The organism is Paraburkholderia bryophila (assembly GCF_003269035.1).
Lineage (GTDB): Bacteria > Pseudomonadota > Gammaproteobacteria > Burkholderiales > Burkholderiaceae > Paraburkholderia > Paraburkholderia bryophila.
In genome coordinates this window covers 16,353-41,963 of record NZ_QLTK01000001.1, presented here as the reverse complement: position 1 = coordinate 41,963, position 25,611 = coordinate 16,353, and the positions used below count along the sequence as shown (strand labels likewise).

Below are 25,611 nucleotides of genomic sequence, written 5' to 3'. Positions count from 1 at the left end.
ACAAAAAAGCAAGGTTGTCTACCGTGAAAAAACTATTACCTACTTCAACTGCCGGCAGCTTACCCAAACCCTCCTGGCTTGCGGAGCCCGAGAAACTCTGGTCACCCTGGAAATTGCAGGATCAGGGATTGATCGAGGGCAAACAGGATGCCTTGCGTTTGTCGCTGCAGGAACAGCAACATGCGGGCATCGATATCGTCAGTGACGGCGAGCAAACGCGCCAGCATTTCGTGACCACGTTTATCGAGCACCTCAGCGGCGTCGATTTCGAGAACCGCAGGACTGTTCGAATTCGCGATCGCTATGATGCGAGCGTGCCGACGGTGGTCGATGCGGTTGCCCGACAAAAACCGGTCTTTGTCGAACATGCCAGGTTTTTGCGCCAGCAAACGAAACAACCCATCAAATGGGCGCTGCCCGGCCCGATGACGATGATCGATACGCTTTACGACGATCATTACAAGAGTCGCGAAAAGCTGGCCTGGGAGTTCGCAAAGATCCTGAACGAGGAAGCGAAAGAACTGGAAGCCGCCGGCGTCGATATCATTCAATTCGACGAGCCCGCATTCAATGTTTTCTTCGATGAGGTGAATGAATGGGGCGTCGCGACCCTGGAAAGGGCAATTGAAGGTCTCAAGTGTGAAACCGCCGTGCATATTTGCTATGGCTATGGCATCAAGGCCAATACGGACTGGAAGAAGACGCTGGGGTCGGAGTGGCGGCAATACGAGGAAGCCTTCCCCAAGCTGCAAAAATCCAGTATCGGCATGGTTTCGCTGGAATGTCACAACTCGCACGTTCCGATGGAACTGATCGAGCTTATCCGCGGCAAGAAAGTGATGGTCGGGGCCATCGACGTGGCTAGCAATACCGTTGAAACACCCGAGGAAGTCGCCAGCACGTTGCGAAAAGCACTTCAGTTTGTGGATGCCGACAAGCTCTATCCTTGCACCAACTGCGGCATGGCTCCCCTGTCTCGTGCCATAGCGAAAGGCAAGCTGGAAGCCTTGAGTGCGGGCGCGGAAATCGTCCGGAAAGCACTGTCGAACTAATTCCGAGCCGCCCCCCGTATTCGGTATCTACCATGTCACGTTCCAACACGGCCATCGAGCCATTGAGCTTTCGCGAATCGCTCGGGCATTACGCGTCCGGTATCACGGTGATTGCGTCATACGTCGATGGTGAGCCGATCGGCTTCACCTGCCAGTCGTTCTATAGCGTGTCGACAAGCCCGCCGCTGGTTTCGTTCAGCGTAATGTCCAGTTCGGCCAGCTATCCCAGGATTCGCGAGTCAGGTCGATTCGTGGTCAATATCCTGTCGGACGAGCAGGTCAGGATCTCCAACCAGTTCGCTCGACGTGGCACGGACAAGTGGCACGGAGTCGACTGGTGCGAATCGCCGCTGGGTAATCCGATCATTGCCGGCAGCCTCCATTGGCTCGATTGCGAAATTTACGCCGAACACGCCGCGGGCGATCACCTGATCGTGATTGGAGAAGTGAAAGCGTTAGACCGGCAAGAAGCGACGACGACGCAGCCACTGCTGTACTTCAAAGGGCAATACCGCAACATCGCCGCGCATGGCGCGGCTTGAGCGATTACGCGGCATTCGATCGGCTCACTCCCGTGATTAGAAGTCACCACGACGATGGACAAAAGCTGCCGCCATTACGCAACGTCGCGCCGACTATCGAGCTCTTTCTGCAATCGTCGACGCTCAAGCCCGTTGCGCAACTGGCCCGCGATAAAAGCACTCGCGATCACCGCCAGATAAAACGTGACGAGGTTATGACGCCAGCCTTCGAGGGCGAACTGATGTGCAACCAGCTTCGGATCGAGCGCAGGAAGGGTCAGGTTCCTGGCCTCGACGGCGCGCATCATCCGGAAAAATCCCAGCGCGGACAGCAGCGGCAACAGCGTGACGAGTGCCAGCAGCGCAGGCTTCAACCGGCGAGCCAACGGATAGTGGCGCAACCGGAACCACAGTCCCAGGCATCCGTGGATCCAGCCGGGCGCGAGCAGAGCAAGTTGCAAACCCTGCGTGCCGCTCATGAGCAGCGCGACGATGACGCGTTCATAGTCGGGTTCAAAACCATAGAGCGAGGACGCGAGGCGCGTTGTCACCGCGTGGCGGATGAGCAGCAGCGGCAGGCTAAGGCCTGCCCAAAGGCGGATCCACTCGGCGGGTGGCAACGTCCAGTGGCGACGGTCATAGATCGTGCGCACCGCCAGCGAAAAATGCAGCAACGCCGCACCGTACAGCGCGACCGTGCCGGCCTTGCTGCGCCAGAGTCGCAGCGCCAGGGCGAGTCCGTGTCCGGCAAGCTCCAGTGACCAGATCCCGAGTGCATGATTGACCAGGTGGAGAAAAAGATAGACGAGCAGCACCACACCCGACCCGAGTTGCAAACGGCGCAGAATGGATTGCATCGGGATGTTCAATTCGCGGTCGCGGCGAATCTGCCGGCCATTGCCTTAGCAACCGCTTTCTGGTGAGTACGGCGCGCCCGCTTCGTGCGGGCAAGGTGCGCCGTGCGCAATCGAATGAGACGTAAGGCTAGCCGGGCAGAGGGCCTGGCCGCCGATGACCGCTGCGTTATCGCATCGTTCTGATTCGTTGCACGATGACGTATCGCTTCGGCGAAGCGCTGTAACGCCGTTATGGAACCGCATACGCTCTGATACTCCTCGCGGCCGATTCTGCCGTCGAGGATGACTGCCATGCCCGACGCGCGGGCCATGCCGATGATGTCCATTTTGACCACCTCTTCCGTGTCTGCTTTCCTTGCAAGACTATTTGCGAGGGCCGTTTATTCCCTCATTCGTCAGGCGACAGGCGAGGGCAGGCAGACGCGCGTCGTTGCCGCGTTGAGCGCGTGGAAATCTTACGGGAAGAGGGGCGGCAAAGCGCTCGATAGCGTTACGCCGACGGCTGTCCTATAGGCGGCTACGATCAGGCCGTTTTCGTTTGCAGCAAATCACGCGCGTGGCCGAGCATGCCATCGGCGATTTTGCCGGCGTCGATCTGGTAGCTACCGTCGCGCAGCGCGGCCTTGATCGACTCGACCTTCGCCGTGTCGATGTCCGAATCGCCGGAGGTGTGCACCGCAGACCTTGCCGAGAGACTGACCGTCGAATTCTGCGCGTCGGCGGCGCCGACCTGTTGCACGGACTCGACCGCGCCCTCCGCATCGCTATTGACGGTTGCGCCTCGTGCGCCGCTTTGCCGAGCCGCGAGCGGATAATTGCCGGATTCAATCTTCATGGTATATGTTCCCCATCTGTTGAATCCTTTAACGGTCCCGCGTTTGAAATCTTCACCCTGCGCCATGAAGCGCAACGGCGCGCGAGGTCCGTTTCAAGCCGCCAAGCCTTGCTGGGCGGGGCCTGTAGGCAGTTGGAACAAATTGAAACAAAGTGTGAGCAATCCCACATAGCGCCCATTTACCCCGTGTGAACAAACGTATCCGCCGTCCTCTGCCGCCTCAATGGCCCTTTCCGCCGCGTCGCGATCTCGCTGGTCGCTCCTTCGGCGATCTCGTCGCGCTCGAATACCGCGGCGCGGAGTCGTGGCTGTGGCAATGCCGGTGCGGCGGCCAGGTGACGGCCGCGCTGCAGAGCGTCGAGAGTGGTGACGTGCAGGATTGCGGTTGCCGGGAGCAGCGGCGTGTGTGGCGCTCGCGCCCCGGCTCGCCCGCGCTGAAAAGCGGCGAGGTTTTCGGCCAACTGATCACGCAGCAGTATGTTGGCAATGGATTGTGGGCTTGCCGGTGCGAGTGCGGTGCCGAAACGACGGTGAGCGCCGGGCGCCTGCGAACGGGCAGGGCGCGCTCATGCGGTGGTTGCGTGGTTGCGTCGACGGACCGGGCGGCATAGGCCGCCCGGCTCAATAGCGCGATTGTTGACGCGATAACCCGGCGCAGCCCTCAGCGCTGCTTCAACGGCCAACGTCCAAAGTCCAACGCTCGACGCTTAGCAACCGCTACACGTATCGCGCCTGGTCGAGATCGCTGATCAGCGTCGGACCCGTCGGCTTCCAGCCCAGCCGCGCCTGCGTCAACGCGCTCGAAGCCGGCATATCCAGACCGACGAACATCGCCATCCATCCGAAATGCGCCGCCGCTTCGTCCTGCGAGATGGAAACGACCGGCAGGTTCAGACCGCGTCCGAGCGACGCGGCAATCTCGCGGCTACTCACGCCTTCTTCTCCGACCGCATGATAACGAGCCCCCGGCTCGCGCTTTTCGATCGCAAGCCGGTACAGACGCGCGACATCGGAAAGATGCCCCGCGGGCCAGCGATTGCGTCCCTCGCCCACATAGGCCACCACGCCTTTCTCCCGGGCGATGGCAACCAGTGGCGAGATCAGCCCTTGTTTGAAGGGGTTGTGAACTTGCGGCAGCCGCATGACCGACACATTGATACCGGCGTCGAGCAGCGCATGGCCCGCCCGTTCCGTGGCAATTCGCGGATTCGGATGGTGGGCATTGAAAACGTCTTCGCTCGCCGGCTCGCCGTGTTCGCCGCTGCCCATGCCCGTCCCGGACGTGATGAGGAGCGGACGATCCGAGCCGGTGAGCGAGGACGCGAGTGCGGCGATGGCCCGCTGGTCCTTTTCGCAGTTCGCGACGAAGTTCGAGAAATCGTGATCGAAGGCCGCGTGGATGACGGCATCCGCTTTCGCCGCGCCGTCGCGCAAGCTCGCGGTGTCCTCGAGCGTGCCGCGATGCACTTCGGCGCCCGCATCGGCAAGCGCCCGCGCGCCCGTGTCAGAACGCGTCATGCCGATCACCTGATGGCCCGCTGCGATGAGCTCGGGAACGAGGGCCGAACCGATGAAACCCGTCGCGCCCGTCAGAAAAATACGCATAGTGAACTCTCCGTGTTAGTCACCGGCTCACTATCCGATCATTTCCCGTTCCGTATAAGTGGTGAGCTCATCATGGTAAACCGACTAACAGGATCCGGCGCGCGCGAGCGCCGCCTGGGCCTGCACCGCCGTCACGGCGATCACATAGTAAATATCGTCCGCGCTACATCCGCGCGAGAGATCGTTGGCCGGCTTCTGCAAGCCCTGCAACAGCGGCCCAATCGCCTTCGCGCCGCCAATCCGCTCCGCCAGCTTATAGCCGATGTTGCCCGCTTCGAGACTCGGAAACACCAGCACGTTCGCGTGTCCCTCGACCTGCGAATGCTTGACCTTGCGCAGCGCGATTTCGGCGACGATCGCGGCGTCGAGCTGCACGTCGCCGTCGATCATGAGATGCGGCCGACGTTCCTGCACCATGTGCGTCGCGTTGACCACTTTATCGACCGCTGCATGATGCGCGCTGCCGCTGGTCGAAAACGACAGCATGGCGACACGCGGTTCATCCATCAGCAGGCTGCGTCCGCTGTCGGCCGCCGCAATCGCGATCTCGGCGAGCTGCTCGGCATCGGGTTCGACCACGAGCGCGCAATCGGAAAAGATCAGCCCACCCTTGAGCGTATGGAACGGTTCGCACAACATCATCAGGAAGAAGCTCGACACGAGTTTGAACGACGGCGCAATGCCGATCACCTGAATCGCGGTGCGCACCACGTCGGCGGTGGTGTTGACCGCGCCGGACACGGAACCGTCGGCGTCGCCGAGACGCACCATCAGGTTCGCGAAGCACAGCGGCTTGAGGATTTCCTGTTGCGCCTGATCCAGCGTCATGCCTTTCTTGCCGCGCAGCGCGAACAGTTCGTCGGCATATGGAGCGGCGTGTGAGGAACTTGCGGGGTCGACCAGTTCCATACCGGACAGATCGATATCGAAGCTCGCGGCGGCCTCGCGAATGCGCGCGGCGTCGCCCACCAGCACGATCCGCGCGACGCCTTCACGGCTCGCGCGCTGCGCGGCCTGCAGCACGCGTGGATCGTCGGCTTCACTCAGCACGATCCGCATGGGCGACGCGCGCGCCTGGTCGATGATGCGAAGAATGGCTTTCATGGCAATGCCCGGTGACGGAGGCCGCAAAACGCGCAGCGAAGCGGCCATGCAGACGAACGCCGCAAGCGGCGTTCGAAGCGGCGGCCTGCAGGCACGGCGGGCTCCGGCCGCCTCGAACGACAAGATGAAAACCGGAGCCCGCCGCCGCTCAGACGCCTGCCGTGCTCAAACGTAGTCCTTGTACTTGTCGAGCATGCGCACCGGTTTGGACAGCGCATCGCGGCGGAACGGGTCGCCCAGTTCGCGGGTGCACATGATCTCGATGATCGTGGTCTTGCCGTGATTCATCTGCAGATCGATGGCGCGTTTCAACGCGGGGCCCACGTCTTCGAGGCGATCCACCACGATTCCTTCGGCGCCCATCGCCTTCGCGATCTCCGCGAAGCTCTGGTTGTCCAGTTCACCGGCGACGAAGCGGCGGTTGTAGAAGTCCACCTGGTTCTTCTTCTCCGCACCCCATTGACGGTTATGAAACACCACGGCCGTCACCGGAATGTTGTGGCGCACGCAGGTCATGGTTTCCATCATGCTCATGCCCCACGCGCCGTCGCCGGCATACGAAATAGCAGGGCGGTGCGGTGCCGCGACCTTCGCGCCGATGATCGTCGGGAACGCGTAGCCGCAATTGCCCCAGCTCATCGCTGCGAAGAAGCTGCGCGGTTTGTTGAAGCGCAGGTAACTGTTCGACACCGAGTTGATGTTGCCGATATCGGTCGAGACCATGACGTCTTCCGGCATGGCCTTTTCCAGTTCGCGCAGCACCTGGCGCGGATGCAGATACGTGCCGCCGCCCGGCGTGCGTTCCTGTTTCTGCTCTTCGATCATGTCGAGACTGTACGGGTCGCGTTCGTGGGTCCACTCGTCGAGTTCTTTTTCCCACGCCGCTTTTTCCGATGCGATCTGATCGCCGCGTTCGTTGCGGGTGGCGTCGCAGGCAATCTTGCGATCGGCCAGGCGCTGCGTCAGCGCGACGGCGGCCGCCTTCGCATCGCCGCAGATGCCGACCGAGATCTTCTTCACGAGGCCGAGCATCTTGTGATCGGCGTCGATCTGAATGATCTTCGCCTGGGTCGGCCAGTAGTCCATGCCGTGCTGCGGCAGCGTGCCGAACGGCCCGAGCCGCGAGCCGAGCGCGATCACCACGTCGGCGCGCGACAGCAGCTTCATCGCCGCCTTGGAGCCCTGATAGCCGAGCGGACCACACCACAGCGGATGATTCGCCGGGAACGAGTCGTTGTGCAGATAGCTGTTGACCACCGGCGCGCCGAGGCGCTCGGCGAGTGCCTTGCATTCCTCGACGGCGTCGGCCATCACCACGCCGCCGCCGGAAATGATCACGGGGAACCTGGCCTGCGCGAGCAGTTCGGCGGCTTCGTCCAGACGCTGATCGCCGCCGGCGCCGCGGTCGAGCCGCTGCGGTTGCGGAATCTCCACCTTGACCTGGCCGTAGAAGTAATCGCGCGGAATGTTCAGCTGGGTCGGGCCCATTTCCGCCATGGCGCGGTCAAAGCAGCGGCCGGTGAATTCCGCCATCCGTGCCGGGTGCGTGACGTGGCCCTGGTACTTGGTGAACTCCTGGAACATGGGCAGCTGTTTGGCTTCCTGGAAGCCGCCCAGGCCGATACCCATGGTGCCGGCCTCCGGCGTGACGATCACCACCGGGCTATGCGCCCAGTAGGCCGCCGCGATCGCCGTGACGCAGTTGCTGATGCCCGGGCCGTTCTGGCCGATCACCACGCCATGACGGCCCGATACACGCGAATAACCGTCGGCCATATGACCGGCGCCTTGCTCGTGAACCACGGGAATCAGGCGGATGCCGGCGGGCGCGAAGATGTCCATCGCGTCCATGAACGCCGAGCCCATGATGCCGAACATGTCGGTCACACCATTGGCCGCCAGGGTTTCGACGAAGGCTTCGGACGGCGTCATGGCTTGCGGGCCGCTCGCGCGGTGGTCTGCGCTGGCGTCACGCGGGGAAGGATTCAGTTCGCTCATGGGGGTGTCTCCGGCTCTTTAAGATAAGTGGAACAAAAAATACCGAAAAATGCTTGGTGTCTAAAATGTAGGGGACGCTTTTCGGGGCGTCAATTGAAAATCCAATAAGTGGAACGTTTTGTACCAATATGTTCCAGAAGTGCGCCGGGCGATGCGGCAGCGCGCCACGAGCGCCGCCGCCCGTGCGGTCAAACCCGGCCTTTCCATGGCACCAGCACCCGTTCGAGGTAGCGCATCAGCAGGTCGAAGCAGAGCGCGAAGAAGCCGATCACGATGATCCCCATGATCACGACGTCGCTCGCCAGAAACTCCGCGGCATTGAGCACCATGAAGCCGAGGCCGCTGGTCGACGCGACCATTTCGGCGGCCACCAGCGTGGTCCAGCCGACGCCGATACCGATCCGCATGCCGGTGAAAATCTCCGGCATCGCCGACTTCAGGATCACGTACAGCACCACCTGGGTGCGCGAGGCGCCCATCGAATACGCGGCATGAATCTGTTCGATCGACACCGAGCGCACCCCGGCACGCGCCGCGATGGCGAGCGGCGCGAAGATGGCCAGATAGATCAGCAGCACTTTCGAAAATTCGCCGATACCGAACCAGATGATGATGAGCGGCAGATACGCGAGCGGCGGCAGCGGCCGGTAGAACTCGATGGGTGGGTCGAAGGCGCCGCGCGCGAACCGCGACACGCCCATCATCACGCCGACCGGAATCGCCGTGACGCAGGCCAGCGCGAATGCGCCGAACACACGCAGCAGGCTCACGCCGGTGTGTTGCGCGAGCGTCGAGTTGGCGAAGCCTTCGGTGGCGACGAAGATGAACTTCGCGTAGACCGCCTGCGGCGACGGCAGGAACAGCGGCTTGATCCAGTGCAGGTTGGTCGCGGCGAACCAGAGCCCGAGAAACGCGGCCACGGTAATCAGACTCGTCACGACGCTGCTGCCCTGGCCCGGCACGCCGAAGGTGTCGCCGGGGCGGGCGGGTTTCTTCGCCAGCGCGCGGGTTTTGCGGCCGGGCCGGCGAGGTGGCTCGATCGAATCGATCGGTGCGTTGGGGTCCATCGGCGAGACCTCGTGCCGCAGAACGGCTTGTGCGGATTTGGAACTAAACATGCGCCACCCCGGCTTCGGCGGCGTGCAGCTTCTCGTCGCCGTAAATGATGTTGAGGACCTGCTCGCGCATCGCGATGAAATCGGGACTCGATTTGATCGCGCGGGCGTCGCGTGTGTCGAGAAAACGGCGGTTGAAATCCAGCTCGTAGGTGTGCGTGATGCGCCCGGGCCGCGGCGACATCACGATCAGGCGGCTTGCCAGAAACAGGGCTTCCTCCACGCTGTGGGTGATGAAGAAATACATCTTGCCGGTCTTCTTCCAGACGTCGAGCAGCAGTTCCTGAATGGTCTCGCGGGTGAGGGCGTCGAGCGCGGCCATCGGTTCGTCCATCAGCAGCATGGCCGGGTCGCAGGTCAGCGCGCGGGCAATCCCCACGCGCTGCTGCATGCCACCCGAGAGCTGATAGATCATGTGCTTGTGGAAGTCCTGCAGGCCCACCAGTGCGAGGTTGCGCACCGCGATCTCGCGGCGCTCCGCACGCGGCACGCCCTGCAGCTTGAGACCGAATTCGGCGTTGTCGATCACGTTGAGCCACGGCAGCAGCGCGTGTTTCTGGAACACCACACCGCGATCCGCGCCGGGGCCCGCGATCGGCTCGCCGCCGAGCAGCAGTTCGCCTTGGGTCGGCGCGATGAAGCCGGCCATCAGCGACAGCAACGTGGTCTTGCCGCAGCCGGATGCGCCCAGCGCCACCACGAAATCGCCCGGGCGAATGGTCAGATTGATGTCGTCGAGCGCCCGCACGGTCTGGCCGGGCCGACGCCCTGGAAACGTCACGCTGACGTTTCTGATTGTCATGTTTTCCATGTTGCCTCCTGAAACGCGTCGATTCCTGTTGAAGCCCACGGCGACGTCACTTGAGTCTGGCCGCGGCTTCGGCATAAGCCGGCGTCACGAACTTCGCGTAATCGGGCAGCACGGTGCCGATCTGCTTCTGGCTCTTCAGAAATTCCGAGGTGTCCTTGAGCGCCTGCGCCGCGCGGCTCGTGGCGCCGCCGCCGAGCCATTGCGCGGAGGCCTGCTCCTGCAGGGTCGGGAACGCGTACAGCGACAGCGAGTCCGGCACCTCGGCGGCCGTGCCGCCGATCATCTTCGCGATCGCCGCGGCTTGCGGCGAGCCCGCGTTCCATTGCGCCGGATTGGCGCGGTACTGCTGATCGGCGTCGGCGATGGCCTTGACGAGCTTCGCCATGAAGTCCTTATGCGCTTCGCCCCATTGACGATCCACCGCGATGCCGTCGAAGGTCGGTTTGCCGAGCTTCGACAGATCGCCCGACGTGATCAGCACCTTGCCGCTTTTCTTCAGCTCGGCGAGCGCGGGATTCCACACGTAGGCCGCGTCGATATCGCCACGCTCCCAGGCGGCGACGATCTGGTTAGGCTGCATGTTCAGGATCTTCACGCTGGACGGATCGATGCCCCAGTGCTGCAGCGCGAACATGGTGTGATAGTGGGTGGTGGAGACGAACGGCACGCCGATGGTCTTGCCCTTCAGATCGGCGGGCTTCGTGATGCCGGCGCCGTTGCGCACCACCATCGCTTCAGCCTGGTTGATGTTGTCGAGAATCCAGAACAGTTGCAGGTCGAGGCCCTGACTGACGGCAGCGGCGAGCGGGCTCGAACCGATCACGCCGACCTTGACGTCGCCGGAGGCCAAGGCGGTCGCCACTTTCGCGCCCGACTCGAATTGCCGCCAGTTGATCTTGTAGCCGGTGGCTTTTTCGATCGAACCGTTTGCGATGGCGACCACCCACGGATCGACGATCTGCTGATACGCGATGGTGATTTCCTTGTCCTGATCCTGCGCGTGGCTGGGCGTCGCCACGAGGGCCGCCGCGGCGGCGCACAGCAGCGACAGCACGCAGCGCGCCGTCCATTGGAACCAGGGCCTTGATGTCGAGTTTTTATGGCGTTTCATAATAGGTCTCAGAAGGTCTTGCCGATGGAGCAGGAAGATCGTGTGGCCACGACCGTGCTTGTCCCGATCGCGTTGGACGGGGTGAGTCGAGTATCGTCAGTAAAAAATGGAGCAAGTTAGTGCCAGACGGCGGCGATCGTTGAGTCCACATCCGTCCGGCTCCCTGTGATTTGAGGAGGAAGCATGTCCAGCCGTACCGCGACAGCCTTATGGACGCAGCGTTTTCAGCGTCCGGGCGACTCGACCATGAGCCTGCAAGGGCAGATCCGGCGGATGCTGGTGGCGGCGATTCTGGACGGCCAGTTGCCGCCGCAGACCGCGTTGCCGTCGAGCCGCGAACTGGCCGATCAATTGAGTGTCGCGCGCAATACGGTCGTGCTGGCGTATCAGCAGCTGGTCGAGGAGGGCTATCTGATTTCGCGCGAGCGCAGCGGCCATTTCGTCAATCCGGCGATGCTGGAAGGGCGTCACGGTTTCACGCAAACGCAATCGGTCGCGACGAATGGGCAGGAACACGCGCACGCGCGGCCCGACTGGGCGCAGCGCGTGCAGCGGCCGCCATCCGCGCAGCGCAACATCGTCAAGCCGGGCAACTGGCAGAACTACGACTACCCCTTTATCTACGGACAATTCGACCAGACGCTGTTTCCCACCAACGACTGGCGGGAATGCTGCATGAAGGCGCTTTCGGTCATGGAGATCCGCAACTGGGCACCCGATCTGATCGGCCGCGACGACGACACGCTGATCGAGCAGATCCGCACGCGCGTGCTGCCGAGGCGAGGTGTGTTCGCGATGCCGGACGAGATCGTCATCACGATCGGCTGCCAGCAGGCGCTTTATCTGGTCGCGGATCTGCTGGCCCGCGAGCGCACCACGGTGGGCTTCGAGAACCCCGGCTATCCGGATGCGCGCAACATCTTCGAGAACCGCAACGCGCGTCTCGTGCCGCTGCCGGTCGATGCGGGCGGCGTGCGTCCCGTCGAAGAGGCGCACCTGTTCGCGCAGTGCGACTACGTGTACGTGACGCCGAGCCACCAGTGCCCGACCACGGCGACCATGCCGATCGAGCGCCGTCATGCGCTGCTCGAACTCGCGCAGCAGCACGATTTCGTGCTGATCGAAGACGACTACGAAAGCGAGAACAACTTCTCGGGCACGCCGCATCCGGCGCTCAAGAGCCTGGATACGGCCGATCGCGTGATCTATATCGGCAGTCTGTCGAAGACGTTCGCGCCGGGGTTGCGGCTGGGTTATATCGTCGGACCACGCGAACTGGTGCTGGAATTGCGCGCGCTGCGGCGGCTCATGGTGCGTCACCCGGCGGCCTATATTCAGCGCGCGTTCGCGACGTTTCTGTCGCTGGGTCATCACGATGCGCTGCTGCGCCGGCTGGCGTTTGCGTACCGCGAGCGTGCGTTGGCGCTGATGGCCGCGCTCGACGCGTATCTGCCGGAAGCCCGCTATCTGCCGGTGACGGGTGGCGCGTCATGCTGGGTGGAAGGGCCGCCCTGGCTCGACGCCGAACGTCTCGTCGCGGATGCCGAAGCGCATGGCATTCTGATCGAACGGGGCGACGTGTTCTTTATGGATGGCCTGGAGCAGAAGCATTGCTTCCGGATGGGCTTCTCGGCCATCAAACTGGAGAAGATCGATGAAGGCGTGCGCCTGCTGGCCGGGTTAGTGCGTAAGCAGAAGCCCGCTTAATGCAGGCTCGCAGGCACGCACGCGCAATTTGCGCCTCACACCCCGTCAGAAAGTCGTGGCGAGTTCCCGGGCCGCTTCCTGAAGCCGCGGCACAAACTCCAGCGCCCGCGAGAGCGGTGCGCGCGACACCGGCGCATGCACGGCGATCGCCGCGATACAGGCACCGTTCTCATCCACCACCGGCGCCGCGACGCACACGATGCCGGCCAGAAACTCTTCGTTATCGATCGCGATGCGCTTGTGCGCGGTGCGGTCGAGCTCCGCTTCGAGCAACTCCGGATCGGTAATCGTGTTCTGCGTGAAGCGTTCGAGCTTCAGCGCGCGCACCAGCGCGGCGCGCTGTTCGCGCGGCAGCATGGACAACAGCAGCTTGCCGCTCGCGCTGCAATACGCGGGCACATGCGAGCCCGGTTTGAGATCGAGGCGCAACGGCCAGGGCGCTTCCATCCGGTCGAGATAGAGCACCTCGGTTTCATGCAACATGGTCAGGTTGCAGGTCTCGCCGAGATCGGCCACCAGCCGCGCAAGGATCGCGTGACGCAAGCGCCGCGTGCCGGGATGCATCACCACGCCCAACGCGAGTTGCGCGAGGCGCGGCCCGATCACATAGGCGTTCTTCTGCCCCGGTTCGCGGATCACCAGGCCGCCGGCCTCCAGCGAAGCGAGCATGCGATGCAGCGACGCCTTGGGCAGCGCGACGTCTTGCGCGATGTCGGCGAGCGACACCGGGCCGTCGGTATTGACGAGGTGTTCGAGCAGCGCGAAGGCGCGCAGCGTCGGGGTATCCGCTTTGGTCATGCCTGCCGTTCCGGAAAATGGATCGGCGTCATTGTACCGTTCCGTTTCAGGCGGCCCGGCCTTGGCGCGCGGGGTTTTCGCGGTGGCGGACAGTTCGCCGGGATTGAATGAATCGAATGGATCGCCCATTGGCAACGCGTCAGCGGTCATGGTTCGCGTGCTCCATGGGGGTCGTGGCGGACAACAGCGGCGCGAGCTTCAACGCCGCTTCCTTGAGCCGCGGCACGCTCTTCAGCAGATCGCTCAGACTCGCGCGCGCGGTGGGCGCGTGAATCGCCAGCGCCGCCAGCAGATGGGTGCCGCTCGCGTCGCGCACCGGCACCGCGACCGCCACCATGCCGCGCACCAGTTCTTCATTGTCGATCCCGATACCGCGCACCGCGAGCCGGTCGAGTTCGGCTTCCAGCAGGTTCGTCTCCGTCAGCGTGTTCTGGGTTTTGCGTTCGAGCGTGAGCCGCGCCAGCATCGCGCGACGTTCGACCGGCGGCATCTGCGCGAGAAACAGTTTGCCGCTGGCCGTGCAGTGCAGCGGCACGCGGGTGCCGGGTTGCAGATGCAGGCGCAACGGCTCGGCGGTCTCCACGCGCTCCAGATACAGCACGGTGTCGCGGTCGAGCGCGGTCAGGTTGCAGGTCTCGCCGAGCGCGTCCACCAGCGCGCGCAGCAGCGAGCGGCAGGCACGCCCGAAGGTGTTGTTGGCCAGCGTGGTGAGCGCGAGTTGGGCCGCTTTCGGCCCTAGCGTGATGCCGCGATCCGAGCCGCGCGAGTCGGGCAGATGCGTCACATAGCCCTGCGCCTCGAGCGATTCGATCAGGCGCATCAGCGTGGCTTTAGGAATGTGCAGACGCAGCGACAGTTGCGACAGCGAATACGGCTGTCCCGCCGCCGCCAGTTGTTCGAGCACCGCCAACGCGCGCAACGCCCGTGAGTCTTCGGCCTGGGGTTCGTTGCGTGGGGACGGGCAGGGTGCCTGCATACGTTTCCTTGCTGTCGATCGAGGAGTGCCCGGCGTCCGCGACCGTTGCGCTGCGGGGCGGCTATTGCGAGAACTGAAACAAAAAATCGTGTTTCTGTTTCACATGGGCCGATCTTAGCGGGAATTTCTTGAACAAGAAACCGGCTGAACATAAATTTCAACGAAACATACCGGTTTTTATAAAACGCTCGCAATTCAGGTTGCGTGATCGGAGACACGTCACATGGCAGATCGATTCGACTTCGTGGTCGTCGGCGCGGGTTCAGCGGGCTGCGTGCTCGCCAACCGGCTTTCCGAAGGCGGCCGCTACTCGGTGTGTTTACTCGAAGCGGGCCCGGCCGATCGCTTCATGTGGATTCATATCCCGATTGGTTATGGCAAGACGATGTTTCACCCGGTTTATAACTGGGGTTTCTATACCGATCCCGATCCGAACATGCACAATCGCCGGCTTTACTGGCCGCGCGGCCGCACGCTCGGCGGCAGCAGTTCGATCAACGGCCTGATTTACGTGCGCGGCCAGAAAGACGATTACGACCACTGGGCGAGACTCGGCAACCGTGGCTGGAGCTGGAACGAGTGTCTGCCGTACTTCAAACGGCTGGAACACAACGAACTCGGGACAGGGCCGACGCGCGGCGTCGACGGTCCGCTGTGGGCTTCCACCATCAAGCAGCGGCATGAGCTGGTCGACGCGTTTATCGCCGCATCCAATTCGTTAGGCGTAGCGCGCGTCGACGATTTCAACACGGGCGATCAGGAAGGCGTCGGCTACTACCAGTTGACGACTCGTCGCGGCTTCCGCTGTTCGACGGCGGTGGCTTATCTGAAGCCTGCGCGGCAACGCAAAAACCTGCATGTCGAAACGGACGCGATGGCCTCGAAGATTCTGTTCGAGGGCACCCGGGCCTGTGGCGTGCAATACCGGCAGCACGGCGAACTGCGCGAAGTGCGCGCGAATCGCGAAGTGATCCTGACTGCCGGCGCGCTGCAGTCGCCGCAATTGCTGCAACTGTCGGGCGTCGGCCCGGCCGCGCTGCTGCGCGAGTTCGGTATCCCGGTGGTGGCGAATCGTGCGGGGGTCGGCGGCAATTTGCAGGACCATCTGCAGATCCGTCTGATCTATGAGGTCAGCAAGCCGATCACGACGAACGATCAACTGCGATCATGGACGGGGCGCGCCAGAATGGGCCTGCAATGGGCACTATTGCGTAGCGGTCCGCTGGCCGTCGGCATCAACCAGGGCGGCATGTTCTGCCGCGCGTTGCCGCAGGAATCGGCGACGCCGGATATCCAGTTCCATTTCTCGACGCTCTCGGCCGATTCGGCAGGTGGCGACGTTCACGCGTTTCCCGGCTGCACCTACTCGGTGTGCCAACTGCGCCCCGAATCGCGCGGCACGGTGCGGATTCGCAGCGCCGATCCGCGTGAAGCCCCGTCGATCCAGCCGAATTATCTCGACACCGACTTCGACCGTCGCACCACGATCGCGGGGATGCGCTTCGCGCGCCGGGTCGCGGCCGCCGAGCCGATGGCCGGCCTGATGAAGCGCGAAGTGCGGCCCGGTGCGGACGCGCAGACCGACGACGAATTGCTCGAGTTCTGCCGCGAATATGGACAGACAATTTTCCATCCGTCTGGTACAGCGAAGATGGGGACGGCCGGCGATCCGCTCGCGGTGGTCGACGAACGTTTGCGCGTGTACGGCACGCAGGGTTTGCGCGTGGTCGACTGTTCGATCATGCCGACGCTGGTGTCGGGTAACACGAATGTGCCGATCGTGATGGTGGCCGAGAAGGCCTCGGACATGATTCTCGACGACGCGCGCGGGGTCGATCGCGGCGCGGCGGTGGCGCCGGCGGCGAAGGTGGCGGCTTAGCGGTTCGCAGGGTTTGCAGGTGCAGGAGCAACACGGCAGGTGCAACGCAGCAGGTGCAAAAAACGACGCGGCCGACACGTGCCGCGCAACGCAGTCGCGGGCTCGCCGATTCGCGCACGGCTCGCCGTCTGCCAACAACACCCCCGGAGGAGACAACTGGGGTTTTCGTCCGGCCGCGTGCACGCACGAAGGGTAAGCGCACGCGGCATGGCCGTCCATTGAGGAGCAACTGCTATGGCAATCGATCCCCGTACTATCCGGCGCGTAGCCCTCGCCAGCGTGATCGGCGCGACCGTCGAATGGTATGACTTTTTCCTCTACGGCGTGGTCGCCGGCATCGTCTTCAACAAGCTCTATTTCCCCGCCAGCGATCCGCTCGTGTCCACGCTGCTCGCGTATTCGACCTTTGCGGTCGGCTTCGTCACGCGGCCGCTGGGCGGCGTGCTGTTCGGTCACTTCGGCGACCGGATCGGCCGCAAGTCGGCGCTGATCCTGACGCTGATCATCATGGGGATTTCCACGGCCGGCGTCGCGTTCGTGCCGACCTATGCGCAGATCGGCATCTGGGCGCCGATTCTGCTGTTGTCGCTGCGCGTGTTGCAGGGCATCGGTCTCGGCGGCGAATGGGGCGGCGCGGTGTTGATGGCGTATGAATACGCGCCGCCCGAAAAGCGCGGGCTCTACGCGAGCTTGCCGCAAATCGGCTTGTCGATCGGCCTGTGTCTCGCGTCGGGAATGGTCGCGAGTCTGTCGCGCCTGCTGCCCGAAACGGCGTTTCTGTCGTGGGGCTGGCGGATCGCCTTCGGCGCGTCGCTGGGGCTCGTGGTGATCGGTCTGTACATTCGCGCGAAAGTGATGGAGACGCCGGAATTTATCGCCCTCAAACGCGGTGGCCGGGAAGCGAAAATTCCGTTCGTCGACATGATCACGCGCTACCGCAGCGAGGTGCTGCTCGGCATGGGCGCACGGTATATCGACGGTGTGTTCTTCAATATCTTCGCGGTGTTTTCGATCGGTTACCTCACGCAGCACGTCGCGATGAGCCGCACCGACGCATTGCTCGGGGTGATGATCGCAGCCGCGGTGATGTGCTTCTTCATTCCGCTGTTCGGCAGTCTGTCCGACCGGATCGGCCGCGCGAAGGTGTATTTCTGGGGTTCGCTGATTTGCGGCGTGTCGGTGTTTCCGTCCTTCTGGCTGATCGAAATGCAGCCGGGCAACACGCTGCTGATCTGGACCGCGATCGTGATTCCGTTCGGCATTTTCTACGCGATGGTCTACGGTCCGGAGGCCGCGCTGTTCGCCGAACTGTTCGACGCGAAAGTCCGCTATACGGGGATCTCGTTCGTGTATCAGTTCTCGGGTATTTTCGCGAGCGGGCTCACGCCGATCATCGCGACGATCCTGATGCGGCTGAACGGCGGCAAACCGTGGACGGTCTGCGCGTATGTGCTGTTTTCGGCGCTGGTGTCGGCGTTGTCGGCGCGTGCGATCGAGCGCAGACGGGCGGGGGCGTTCGATTCGGTGGTGCACGCGCGGTAACAGGTCGGCGTGCTCAGGTAGCACGTGCGTCGCGGCGCGCGTGTTGTTATACGTTGCAGCGCGCCGCTCTTGCGTGCGCGCTGCCGCGCTCGCACGGTGAGTTATCGACACCTCACTCGCGAAACGTCTTCGCGGTTTCCTCCGCCGCGTAGCGCAGATCGGGCACGAAGGCCAGCAGATCGTCGAGCGTGACGCGGCCCACCGGCGCCTGGACCGCAATCGCCGCGCACGCGCGATTGCGGTCCAGCATGACCGGCACGGCAATCGCGATCAGCCCTTGCAGATGCTCCTGATTGTTGATCGCGAGCAGGCGCCGTCGCGTGGTGGTCAACTCCTTGCGCAACGCGTCGCGGTCGGTAATGGTCCGCTCGGAATAGCCGCGTAGCGGCAGTGTTTCGATCACGCGTTCGCGCCGCTCCTTCGGCAGAAAACTCAGCAGCAGTTTGCCGCTCGCCGAGCAATGCAGCGGCACGTGCGAGCCCGGCTGCAAATGCATCCGCAACGGCCATTCGGTTTCGACGCGGTCGACGTAGACCACGTCGTTGCCGGACAGCATGGTCAGATTGCAGGTCTCGCCGATCTTCGCCACCAGCTGTTCCAGCAAAACGTGCCGCGCCGCGGCGGGTCCGGCGTGCATCAGCACGTTCACGGCCAGCATCCGCACGCGCGGCGAGCATTCGTACAGACGGTCGCCCGCGCCGCGCGTGACGAGCCACGCGTCCATCAGTTGCACGAGGATGCGGTGGACAGTCTGTTTCGGCAGGCCGAGCGCGTTGACGAGTTCCGTCATCGACAGGGGCGTGCCCGCTTCGGCCAGCGTTTCGAGCACGCGAAACGCGCGCACCGCCGCTGCATTCGACTGATTCGACGTCGACATTGCGCTTCCTTGCCCGCGTGGCGATAAGTCAGATTTTGCATCGGATCGAGCGGTTTTCGGGACTGTGGAAAGTACCGAATTCCGCACTTTCCGATGCGCGCGAATGCGTTGCGACGCTTAGCGCGAAAAACGGGACTGTGGGCACCGCGCCGCTGGCTAGATTGGTAGCACTGCAATCGAAACCGCAACCCGGAGCACACCGATATGAACGTCAGGGCCACAGGAGCCGAAATCGCGGGCCAATCCACCGACGGCGAAGCCGAACGCGTGGTTGCCGCACTCGTGGCGAAAGCGCGCGCGGCGCAGCGCGTTTTCGAAAGCGCGGGGCAGGTGGCGCTCGATACCGCCGCGGCCGCAGCGGCGTGGGCGATCATGGAGCCGCAGCGCAACCGCCAGCTTGCCGATCTCTCGGTGCGCGACACCGGCCTCGGCAACGCGGACGACAAGTTCCGCAAGAACTATCGCAAGACGTTGGGTTTGCTGCGCGATCTGCACGGCCAGAAAACCACCGGCGTGATCGCGCGCGACGACGCCAGCGGGATTGTCGAGATCGCGCGCGCGGTGGGCGTGGTCGCGGCGATCACGCCGTCGACCAACCCGGCCGCGACGCCAGCCAACAAGATCATCAACGCACTCAAATGCGGCAATGCGGTAATCGTTGCGCCGTCCCCGAAAGGGTATTCCTCTTGCGCGCTGCTGATCGGGTTCATTCACGCGCAGTTTGTCAAAGCCGGGCTTAACCCCGATCTGGTGCAAATGCTGCCCGCGCCGATCAGCAAGGCCGCGACCGCCGCGCTGATGCGGCAGTGCGATCTGGTGGTCGCCACCGGCTCGCAGGCCAACGTGCGGATGGCGTATGCGAGCGGCACGCCCGCGTTCGGGGTAGGCGCGGGCAACGTCGCATCGATCGTCACGGCGTCGGCGGATCTGCATGACGCGGCGCAGAAAATCCTGCGCTCGAAGACCTTCGACAACGCAACCAGCTGTTCGTCCGAAAACAGCGTCGTGATCGAACAAGCCGTCTATGCACCGATGCTGGCCGAACTGGCCACGTGTGGCGGCGTACTGCTCGACGCGGCGCAGAAAGCCCGCCTGCAGGCGGCAATGTGGGTCAACGGCAAGCTTTCCGAACACTGCACCGCGAAATCCGCCGAGGTTATCGCGCGCGTGGCGGGTCTCGACGAGATAGCCGAGCGGCATCCTACGTTTTTGATGGTGGAGGAGAGCGGCGCCGGTAGCGACTATCCGTTCTCCGGCGAAAAACTCTCGCCGGTGCTGACCGTGTATCGCGCGGCGAATTTCGACGCCGCCGCCGACGTGGTGCGCGACATCTACGCCTACATGGGCGCCGGTCATTCGGTCGGCCTGCATTCGAGCGACGCCGCGCAAGCGGTGCAACTCGGCGTGAGTTTGCCGGTGGCGCGCGTGATCGTGAATCAGGCGCATTGCCTCGCGACCGGCGGCAACTTCGACAACGGCCTGCCGTTTTCGCTCTCGATGGGCTGCGGCACCTGGGGCCGCAACAACTTCTCGGGCAACCTGGGATTCCGCCACTACCTGAACACCACACGGGTCGCGTACCCGATCGAAGAACGGGTGCCGGACGTGGACGATCTGCTCGGCGATTTCTTCGCGAGGGTCGGTCGATGAGCACGCCAACGAACATGCCAACAAGCACGCAAACGAGCACCCCCGCCACGCTCCGCGCGCTGATCGACGAGCGCGCCGCGCAGTACCCCGACAAGCCGTTTCTGCTGACCGCACTCGACGACGATGAACCGGTGGCCCCCGAGCGCCGCGCGAGCGTGCTGACGTTCGGCGCGTTACGCGACGACTGCCGCCTGCTGGAGACGCGTTTCAGAGGGGCGGGTCTGCAGCCGGGCGACGTGATTTCGGTGTTCATGGGCAACGGCATCCAGACCGCCAGGCTGCTGCTCGCCGCGATGTACAGCGGACTGGTGGCGAATCCGCTGAATCTGTTGTGCCAGCCGTCACAGGTGCGCTATATCGTCGGCCATTCGGATACGCGGATGATCTTCGCCGCGCGCGACACGCACGCCACGATCGAAACGGCGCTTGCCGGTCTGCGCGCCGAAGGGCTGACGCGCAGTATCGCGGTGATCGAAACGGAGCCGGACGATCCGGCGCCGCCGTTGCTGATGCGATGCGAGCCTGCGTTGGTGGAAGCCGGGGCACACGGGGCAGGGCTGACGGATTCGGCTTCAGCGTCCGCCTCCACTTCAATTCCGCTTAAACAGCGCAGCACCCCTCAGCTTGCCGCCGAACCACTCGCCGACGCACCGACCGCACCCGCCGCCGGCGACGTCGCCTTGCTCATGTACACCTCGGGCACTACCGGCACACCCAAGGGCGTGCTACTGACTCACCGCAATCTGCTTGCGAACGCACGCAACATCACCGCCGAACACCGGCTGGACGCGGACGATCGCGTGCTTGCATCGCTGCCGCTCTATCACATCAACGGTCTGGTGGTGACGCTGCTCGCGCCGCTGTTTCATGGCGGCTCGGCGGTGATGACGCCGCGCTTTTCCGCGCGCACATTCTGGCGCGACGTCGCGTTGCATGCGTGTACGTGGATCAACGTGGTGCCGACCATCGTCGCGTATCTGCTCAATGCCGACGAAACCTGCACCTACGACCTGGCGGCGCTCAAGTTTTGCCGCAGCGCGTCGGCGGCATTGCCGGCCGATCATCATCGCGCGTTCGAGGCGCGCTTCGGCATCGGCGTGATCGAAACGATGGGGATGACGGAAACCGCCGCGCCCGTGTTCAGCAACCCGTACGAGATGACACGGCGGCGGGTCGGCAGCATTGGCCTGCCGTCGGGTGGCGAAGCGCGCGTGATCGATCGCGAGGGGCGCGACTGCGCCGCCGACGAATGCGGCGAACTGATTCTGCGCGGCGAACAGGTGATGGGCGGTTACTACAAGCGTCCCGAGGAAACCGCCGCCGCGTTCACCGCCGATGGCTGGCTGCGCACCGGCGACCTCGGTTATCGCGACGCGGACGGCTACTTCTACATCAACGGCCGCGCGAAGGAATTGATCATCAAGGGCGGCGAAAACATCGCGCCGCGCGAGATCGACGAGGCCTTGCTGCGCCATCCGGGCGTGCTCGATGCCGCAGCGGTCGGCGTGCCCGACCCGGCGTATGGGCAGGACATCGTCGCCTTCGTGGTGCCGCGTCTGAACGACGGACGCGCCGCGCCCGACCCGGCCGAACTCCGCGAGCACTGCCTGCGCGAACTCGGCCGCTACAAGACGCCGAAGGAATTCCGCTTCGTCGACGAATTGCCGCGTGGGCCCTCGGGCAAGGTGCAGCGATTGAAGCTGGTGCCTACGTGAACGACGTCGACGCGAGGGCGTCGCGTCGCGCCAGCAGTAACAGCAGAACGGCAGCATCGAACGACGGTTTATCGAAGCCACTCTCGACACCGCTCTCGACACACAAAAGACAGCAACTACGTTGCATGGAGACAGCATGGAAACCCGCATCCGGCGTATCAAAACACGCCATATCATCCTGGCGGTCATGTGTTTGATGTACTTCATCTCATACATCGATCGCGTCAACATCGCCGTAGCCGGTCCCCTGATCCGTCACGAGATGGGCCTCACCACGGTGCAGCTCGGCCTGGTGTTTTCGGCCTTCGCGTATCCGTACGCGGCGATGCAGATCGTGGGCGGCTGGCTCGCCGACAAGTTCGGACCGAAACTGGTGCTGACCGTGCTGTCGCTGATCTGGGGCGTGGCCACGCTCGCCACCGGCTTCGCAGGTAGCGTGACCATGCTCGTGCTGATGCGCTTCGCGCTCGGCATCGGCGAGGGCGGGGCGTTTCCGACCGCCACGCGCGCGTTCACCTACTGGATGCCGGTTGCGGAGCGCGGCTTCGCGCAAGGCATCACGCACAGCTTCGCGCGCCTGGGCGGCGCCGTCACGCCGCCGCTCGTGCTTGCGGTGGTGGCCACCGGTGGCTGGCGCGATGCGTTCATTCTGCTTGGAATCGCCAGCCTCGCATGGACGGTGCTCTACCTGTTCGTGTTCACGAACTCGCCGGAACAGAACCGTCGCATCACACCGGAGGAAACCACGGAAATCGGCTACCGCGCCGGCGACTGCGACCGCGCGAAACACGCGGCGACGCCGTGGCGCAAACTGATCCGGCGCATGTGGCTCGTGACCTTCGTCGACTTCTGCTATGGCTGGCTGCTGTGGGTGTATCTGACCTGGCTGCCGTCGTATCTACGCGAATCGCGCGGCTTCGATCTCAAGCAACTGGCGCTGTTCACGGCGTTGCCGCTGCTGGCGGGCGTGGTGGGCGATACGCTCGGCGGCGTGGTGTCGGACAAGCTCTTCAAGATCACCGGACGCCTGCGCTTTGCGCGCTGCGCGGTGCTGGTGGTCGGCATGGGCGGGTCGCTGGTGTTTCTGGTGCCGATGGTGTCCGCCACGAATCCGCTCACCGCCGTGTGGTTCCTGTCGGCGTCGTTCTTCTTCCTCGAGATTACCAATCCGGTGCTGTGGACCTTGCCGCTCGATATCGCCGGTAAATATGCGGGCACGGCCGGTGGCATGATGAATACCGGTTTTGGCGTGGCGGGGATGATCTCGCCGGTCGTGTTCGGCTATCTGATCGAAAAGACCGGCAGTTACAACGTGCCGTTCACGATCTCGGCGGGGCTGCTCGCGGTCGGTGTGCTGGCCTCGCTGTTCATCGACACCAGCAAGACCGTCGAGGCCGACGAGGAACGCGAACGGGCGGTCGGTGTGCCGCTCGACGGCATGCCGGCGTTTCTGCATGCGGGGCCGGCGGTGCGGTTGGAGCGGCATCACTTGCGGCGGCCGTTGCGGTGGTGGAAGTAAGGAGCGGGAGCGGAGGGCGCGCGCTTATTGCGCCCCCAACGTTTCCTGGAGAAAAGCAATGAAAGTCACCAGCTTCGGCGGCAGATGCGCGTCGGGCAAATGCACCAGATGGATGGGCCAGGTTTGCGCGGGCCGGTCGGGAAACAGACGAACGAGCCGGCCCGTGTCCAGATCTTCCTGCAGCATCATCTGAGGCTGGAAAATGATCCCCAATCCCGCGAGCGCGGCCTCGCGAAGCGCCAGACCGCCGTTGACGTCGAGGCGGCCCCGCACCGGGATGTGCTCCACGCCCTTGCCGTCGGGGCGTGGAAAACTCCACTCGCGTTCGGGACCGGTCGCGACCATGAAAGCCAGGCAGTTGTGCTGGGCGAGATCGGCGGGCACTTGTGGATGCCCATGGCGCGCCAGATAGCTTGGCGATGCGCAGGCAATGCGCGGCGAAAAGGCCAGCGGCCGTGCGATCAAACCCGAGTCCGGCAGCACGCCGGCGCGAATGGCGGCGTCGAAGCCGTCTTCAGCCAGATCGACAAAGCGATCGTTGAGTGACAACTCGACCTGCACATCGGGATAGCGGTCGAGGTAAGCGGCAAGCGCCGGGACGAGCACACGCGTGCCGTAGATCACAGGACAGCTCACCCGCAGCCGGCCACGCGGCGTGCTCTGCATCTCGCGTGCGTCGAGTTCGGCAGAGTCGACCAGCGCCAGGATTTCGAGGCATCGCGCGTGATAGCGCCTGCCGAGTTCGGTCAGACTCTGACGTCGCGTGGTGCGATTCAGCAGCCGGCCTTTGAGGCGCCGCTCCAACTCGCGGATGTGGTTGCCGACCATGGTCGGCGTCATGCCGCTGCCTTCGGCCGCCGCGGTGAAGCTGCCGGATTCGACCACGCGCGCGAAGATGGCCATGCTGCTAAATCGATCCATTCGCAAGTCCTGTTAAGAGGTGCTCGAAGATAAGTTGGGTTTATCAACTTTATCTAAAGAATAATACTGGTGTCCTTGCTTCACTCACAACCCGCTCGCAAGGACTTTCCAATGACTTTTGCAGACATGAATCTTCGGGATCAACGCGTCGTGCTGTTGGGCGGCACCTCGGGGATCGGCCTCGCCACGGCGCATGCCGCGCTGGCAATGGGCGCCTCGGTGATCGTGGTTTCATCGCGTGGTCAGCGCGTTGCCGAGGCCGTGAGCCGGCTGGGCGAGCGGGCCAGCGGATACACGGTCGATCTGAACGAGCAGTCTGCCGTGAGCGGCTTGTTCGAACGAATCGGGCCGTTCGATCATCTGGTTTACAGCGCCGGCGATGCATTGCAAACCGGGCCGCTCGCCGGGATGGATCTCGACGCGGTTCGTCGGGTTTTCGATGTGCGTGTCTTCGGTGCCATTGCGGCCGTCAAACAGGCCACGCCGTATCTGCGTCCCGGTGGCTCCGTGGTGCTGACGGGAGGTGTCGCCAGCCTGCGCCCGCAGCGGGGTTGGGTGGCGCTTGCCAGTGCCTGTAGCGCCATGGAAGGCCTCGTGCGGGCGCTGGCGGTGGAGTTGGCGCCCATTCGCGTCAACCTCGTGAGCCCGGGGCTGGTCCGCACGCCGCTGTGGGCCAATATGCCCGATGCCGAGCGCGAGGCGCTTTTTGCGGCGAGTGGGGACGCTTTGCCGGTGGGCTATGTGGCCGAGGCCAACGATGTCGCGCACGCTTATCTTTACCTGATGACCAATCGCTACGCCACCGGACAGACCGTCGTGGTGGACGGCGGCGGCGTGCTGGTTTGAGAGTGGTGCTGTTCGGGTCGACGGCCTGTTTGAGGCACTGCCGTTAGCCAGGCTCGCCATTGACAATTCAGGCAGAGATGGGCCGACTCACAAGAGGAGAACTCTGCACGAGTTGGGGTTGCCAACGGTGCCAATACGCGCGCAGTAGTCGGCCGCGAACGGACGTCAGAGG

Annotated in this window: 22 protein-coding genes; 9 read left to right on the top strand and 13 right to left on the bottom strand. The window is 63.7% G+C overall.

The features are described from left to right. The first annotated feature begins 23 nt into the window (after positions 1–23). A complete protein-coding gene (locus BX591_RS00205) occupies positions 24–1,052 on the top strand; it encodes a methionine synthase (RefSeq protein WP_111928763.1) in 1,029 nt (342 codons plus the stop codon). Positions 1,053–1,084: 32 nt separating this feature from the next. Further along, entirely contained in the window at positions 1,085–1,594 is a 510-nt protein-coding gene (locus BX591_RS00200) for a flavin reductase family protein (RefSeq protein ID WP_111928762.1), read from the top strand. Positions 1,595–1,668: 74 nt separating this feature from the next. Here the strand turns inward: BX591_RS00200 and BX591_RS00195 are convergent, their stop codons facing one another. The 9 genes from BX591_RS00195 to tauA form a co-directional block, all read right to left on the bottom strand. Further along, on the bottom strand, positions 1,669–2,430 hold the full coding sequence (locus BX591_RS00195) for a hypothetical protein (RefSeq protein ID WP_176343043.1): 762 nt from the start codon (positions 2,428–2,430) through the stop codon (positions 1,669–1,671). 8 nt (positions 2,431–2,438) lie between these two features. Beyond that, positions 2,439–2,756 (bottom strand): hypothetical protein, encoded by a 318-nt coding sequence (locus BX591_RS00190; protein WP_111928760.1) that lies wholly within the window; start codon positions 2,754–2,756, stop codon positions 2,439–2,441. Positions 2,757–2,953: 197 nt separating this feature from the next. After that, the gene (gene flgM, locus BX591_RS00185; RefSeq protein ID WP_111928759.1) at positions 2,954–3,265 is read right to left on the bottom strand and encodes a flagellar biosynthesis anti-sigma factor FlgM; all 312 of its coding nucleotides are present in this window, start codon (positions 3,263–3,265) and stop codon (positions 2,954–2,956) included. Between the two features lie 717 nt (positions 3,266–3,982). Then, the gene (locus BX591_RS00175; protein WP_111928757.1) at positions 3,983–4,870 is read right to left on the bottom strand and encodes an SDR family oxidoreductase; all 888 of its coding nucleotides are present in this window, start codon (positions 4,868–4,870) and stop codon (positions 3,983–3,985) included. Between the two features lie 84 nt (positions 4,871–4,954). Next, positions 4,955–5,974 carry a phosphate acetyltransferase gene (gene pta, locus BX591_RS00170; RefSeq protein ID WP_111929319.1) on the bottom strand — a complete coding sequence of 340 codons (1,020 nt, stop codon included), beginning with the start codon at positions 5,972–5,974 and terminating at the stop codon, positions 4,955–4,957. Positions 5,975–6,139: 165 nt separating this feature from the next. Continuing rightward, positions 6,140–7,972 (bottom strand): sulfoacetaldehyde acetyltransferase, encoded by a 1,833-nt coding sequence (xsc, locus tag BX591_RS00165; RefSeq protein WP_176343044.1) that lies wholly within the window; start codon positions 7,970–7,972, stop codon positions 6,140–6,142. A 188-nt stretch (positions 7,973–8,160) separates the two neighbouring features. Further along, entirely contained in the window at positions 8,161–9,090 is a 930-nt protein-coding gene (locus BX591_RS00160) for an ABC transporter permease subunit (RefSeq protein WP_111928756.1), read from the bottom strand. Continuing rightward, the gene (locus tag BX591_RS00155) at positions 9,083–9,898 is read right to left on the bottom strand and encodes a taurine ABC transporter ATP-binding protein (protein WP_111928755.1); all 816 of its coding nucleotides are present in this window, start codon (positions 9,896–9,898) and stop codon (positions 9,083–9,085) included. The genes BX591_RS00160 and BX591_RS00155 overlap by 8 nt, the downstream gene beginning before the upstream one ends. 46 nt (positions 9,899–9,944) lie before the next feature. After that, positions 9,945–11,009, bottom strand: coding sequence for a taurine ABC transporter substrate-binding protein (gene tauA / locus BX591_RS00150; RefSeq protein ID WP_111928754.1), 1,065 nt, complete (start codon positions 11,007–11,009; stop codon positions 9,945–9,947). 183 nt (positions 11,010–11,192) lie between these two features. Between tauA and pdxR the strand changes: the two genes are divergently transcribed. Beyond that, positions 11,193–12,716, top strand: a complete 1,524-nt coding sequence (pdxR, locus tag BX591_RS00145; protein WP_111928753.1) for a MocR-like pyridoxine biosynthesis transcription factor PdxR — start codon at positions 11,193–11,195, stop codon at positions 12,714–12,716. Between the two features lie 45 nt (positions 12,717–12,761). Here pdxR and BX591_RS00140 read toward each other — a convergent pair whose 3' ends face one another. Then, entirely contained in the window at positions 12,762–13,514 is a 753-nt protein-coding gene (locus BX591_RS00140) for an IclR family transcriptional regulator (RefSeq protein ID WP_111929317.1), read from the bottom strand. Positions 13,515–13,653: 139 nt separating this feature from the next. Next, complete coding sequence (locus BX591_RS00135) at positions 13,654–14,490, bottom strand: IclR family transcriptional regulator (RefSeq protein ID WP_111928752.1); 837 nt, start codon at positions 14,488–14,490, stop codon at positions 13,654–13,656. Positions 14,491–14,713: 223 nt separating this feature from the next. On the opposite strand from BX591_RS00135, the gene BX591_RS00130 reads away from it, so the two are divergent. Both BX591_RS00130 and BX591_RS00125 read left to right on the top strand, forming a co-directional pair. Next, positions 14,714–16,369 (top strand): GMC family oxidoreductase, encoded by a 1,656-nt coding sequence (locus BX591_RS00130; protein WP_111928751.1) that lies wholly within the window; start codon positions 14,714–14,716, stop codon positions 16,367–16,369. Between the two features lie 234 nt (positions 16,370–16,603). Further along, entirely contained in the window at positions 16,604–17,911 is a 1,308-nt protein-coding gene (locus tag BX591_RS00125) for an MFS transporter (protein WP_111928750.1), read from the top strand. Positions 17,912–18,023: 112 nt separating this feature from the next. Here the strand turns inward: BX591_RS00125 and BX591_RS00120 are convergent, their stop codons facing one another. After that, positions 18,024–18,788, bottom strand: coding sequence for an IclR family transcriptional regulator (locus tag BX591_RS00120; RefSeq protein WP_111928749.1), 765 nt, complete (start codon positions 18,786–18,788; stop codon positions 18,024–18,026). Positions 18,789–18,992: 204 nt separating this feature from the next. On the opposite strand from BX591_RS00120, the gene sauS reads away from it, so the two are divergent. The 3 genes from sauS (at position 18,993) to BX591_RS00105 (ending at position 23,672) form a co-directional block, all read left to right on the top strand. Then, positions 18,993–20,438, top strand: a complete 1,446-nt coding sequence (gene sauS / locus BX591_RS00115) for an acylating sulfoacetaldehyde dehydrogenase (protein WP_111928748.1) — start codon at positions 18,993–18,995, stop codon at positions 20,436–20,438. After that, the gene (locus BX591_RS00110) at positions 20,435–22,153 is read left to right on the top strand and encodes an AMP-binding protein (RefSeq protein ID WP_244146916.1); all 1,719 of its coding nucleotides are present in this window, start codon (positions 20,435–20,437) and stop codon (positions 22,151–22,153) included. Before sauS ends, BX591_RS00110 begins: the two co-directional genes overlap by 4 nt. 136 nt (positions 22,154–22,289) lie before the next feature. Continuing rightward, a complete protein-coding gene (locus tag BX591_RS00105; RefSeq protein ID WP_111928746.1) occupies positions 22,290–23,672 on the top strand; it encodes an MFS transporter in 1,383 nt (460 codons plus the stop codon). Between the two features lie 24 nt (positions 23,673–23,696). Here BX591_RS00105 and BX591_RS00100 read toward each other — a convergent pair whose 3' ends face one another. Continuing rightward, positions 23,697–24,593, bottom strand: coding sequence for a LysR family transcriptional regulator (locus BX591_RS00100; RefSeq protein ID WP_111928745.1), 897 nt, complete (start codon positions 24,591–24,593; stop codon positions 23,697–23,699). Between the two features lie 111 nt (positions 24,594–24,704). Between BX591_RS00100 and BX591_RS00095 the strand changes: the two genes are divergently transcribed. Next, positions 24,705–25,439: an SDR family oxidoreductase gene (locus BX591_RS00095; RefSeq protein ID WP_244146917.1), complete on the top strand. Its 735-nt coding sequence runs from the start codon at positions 24,705–24,707 to the stop codon at positions 25,437–25,439. The last annotated feature ends 172 nt before the right edge of the window (positions 25,440–25,611 follow it).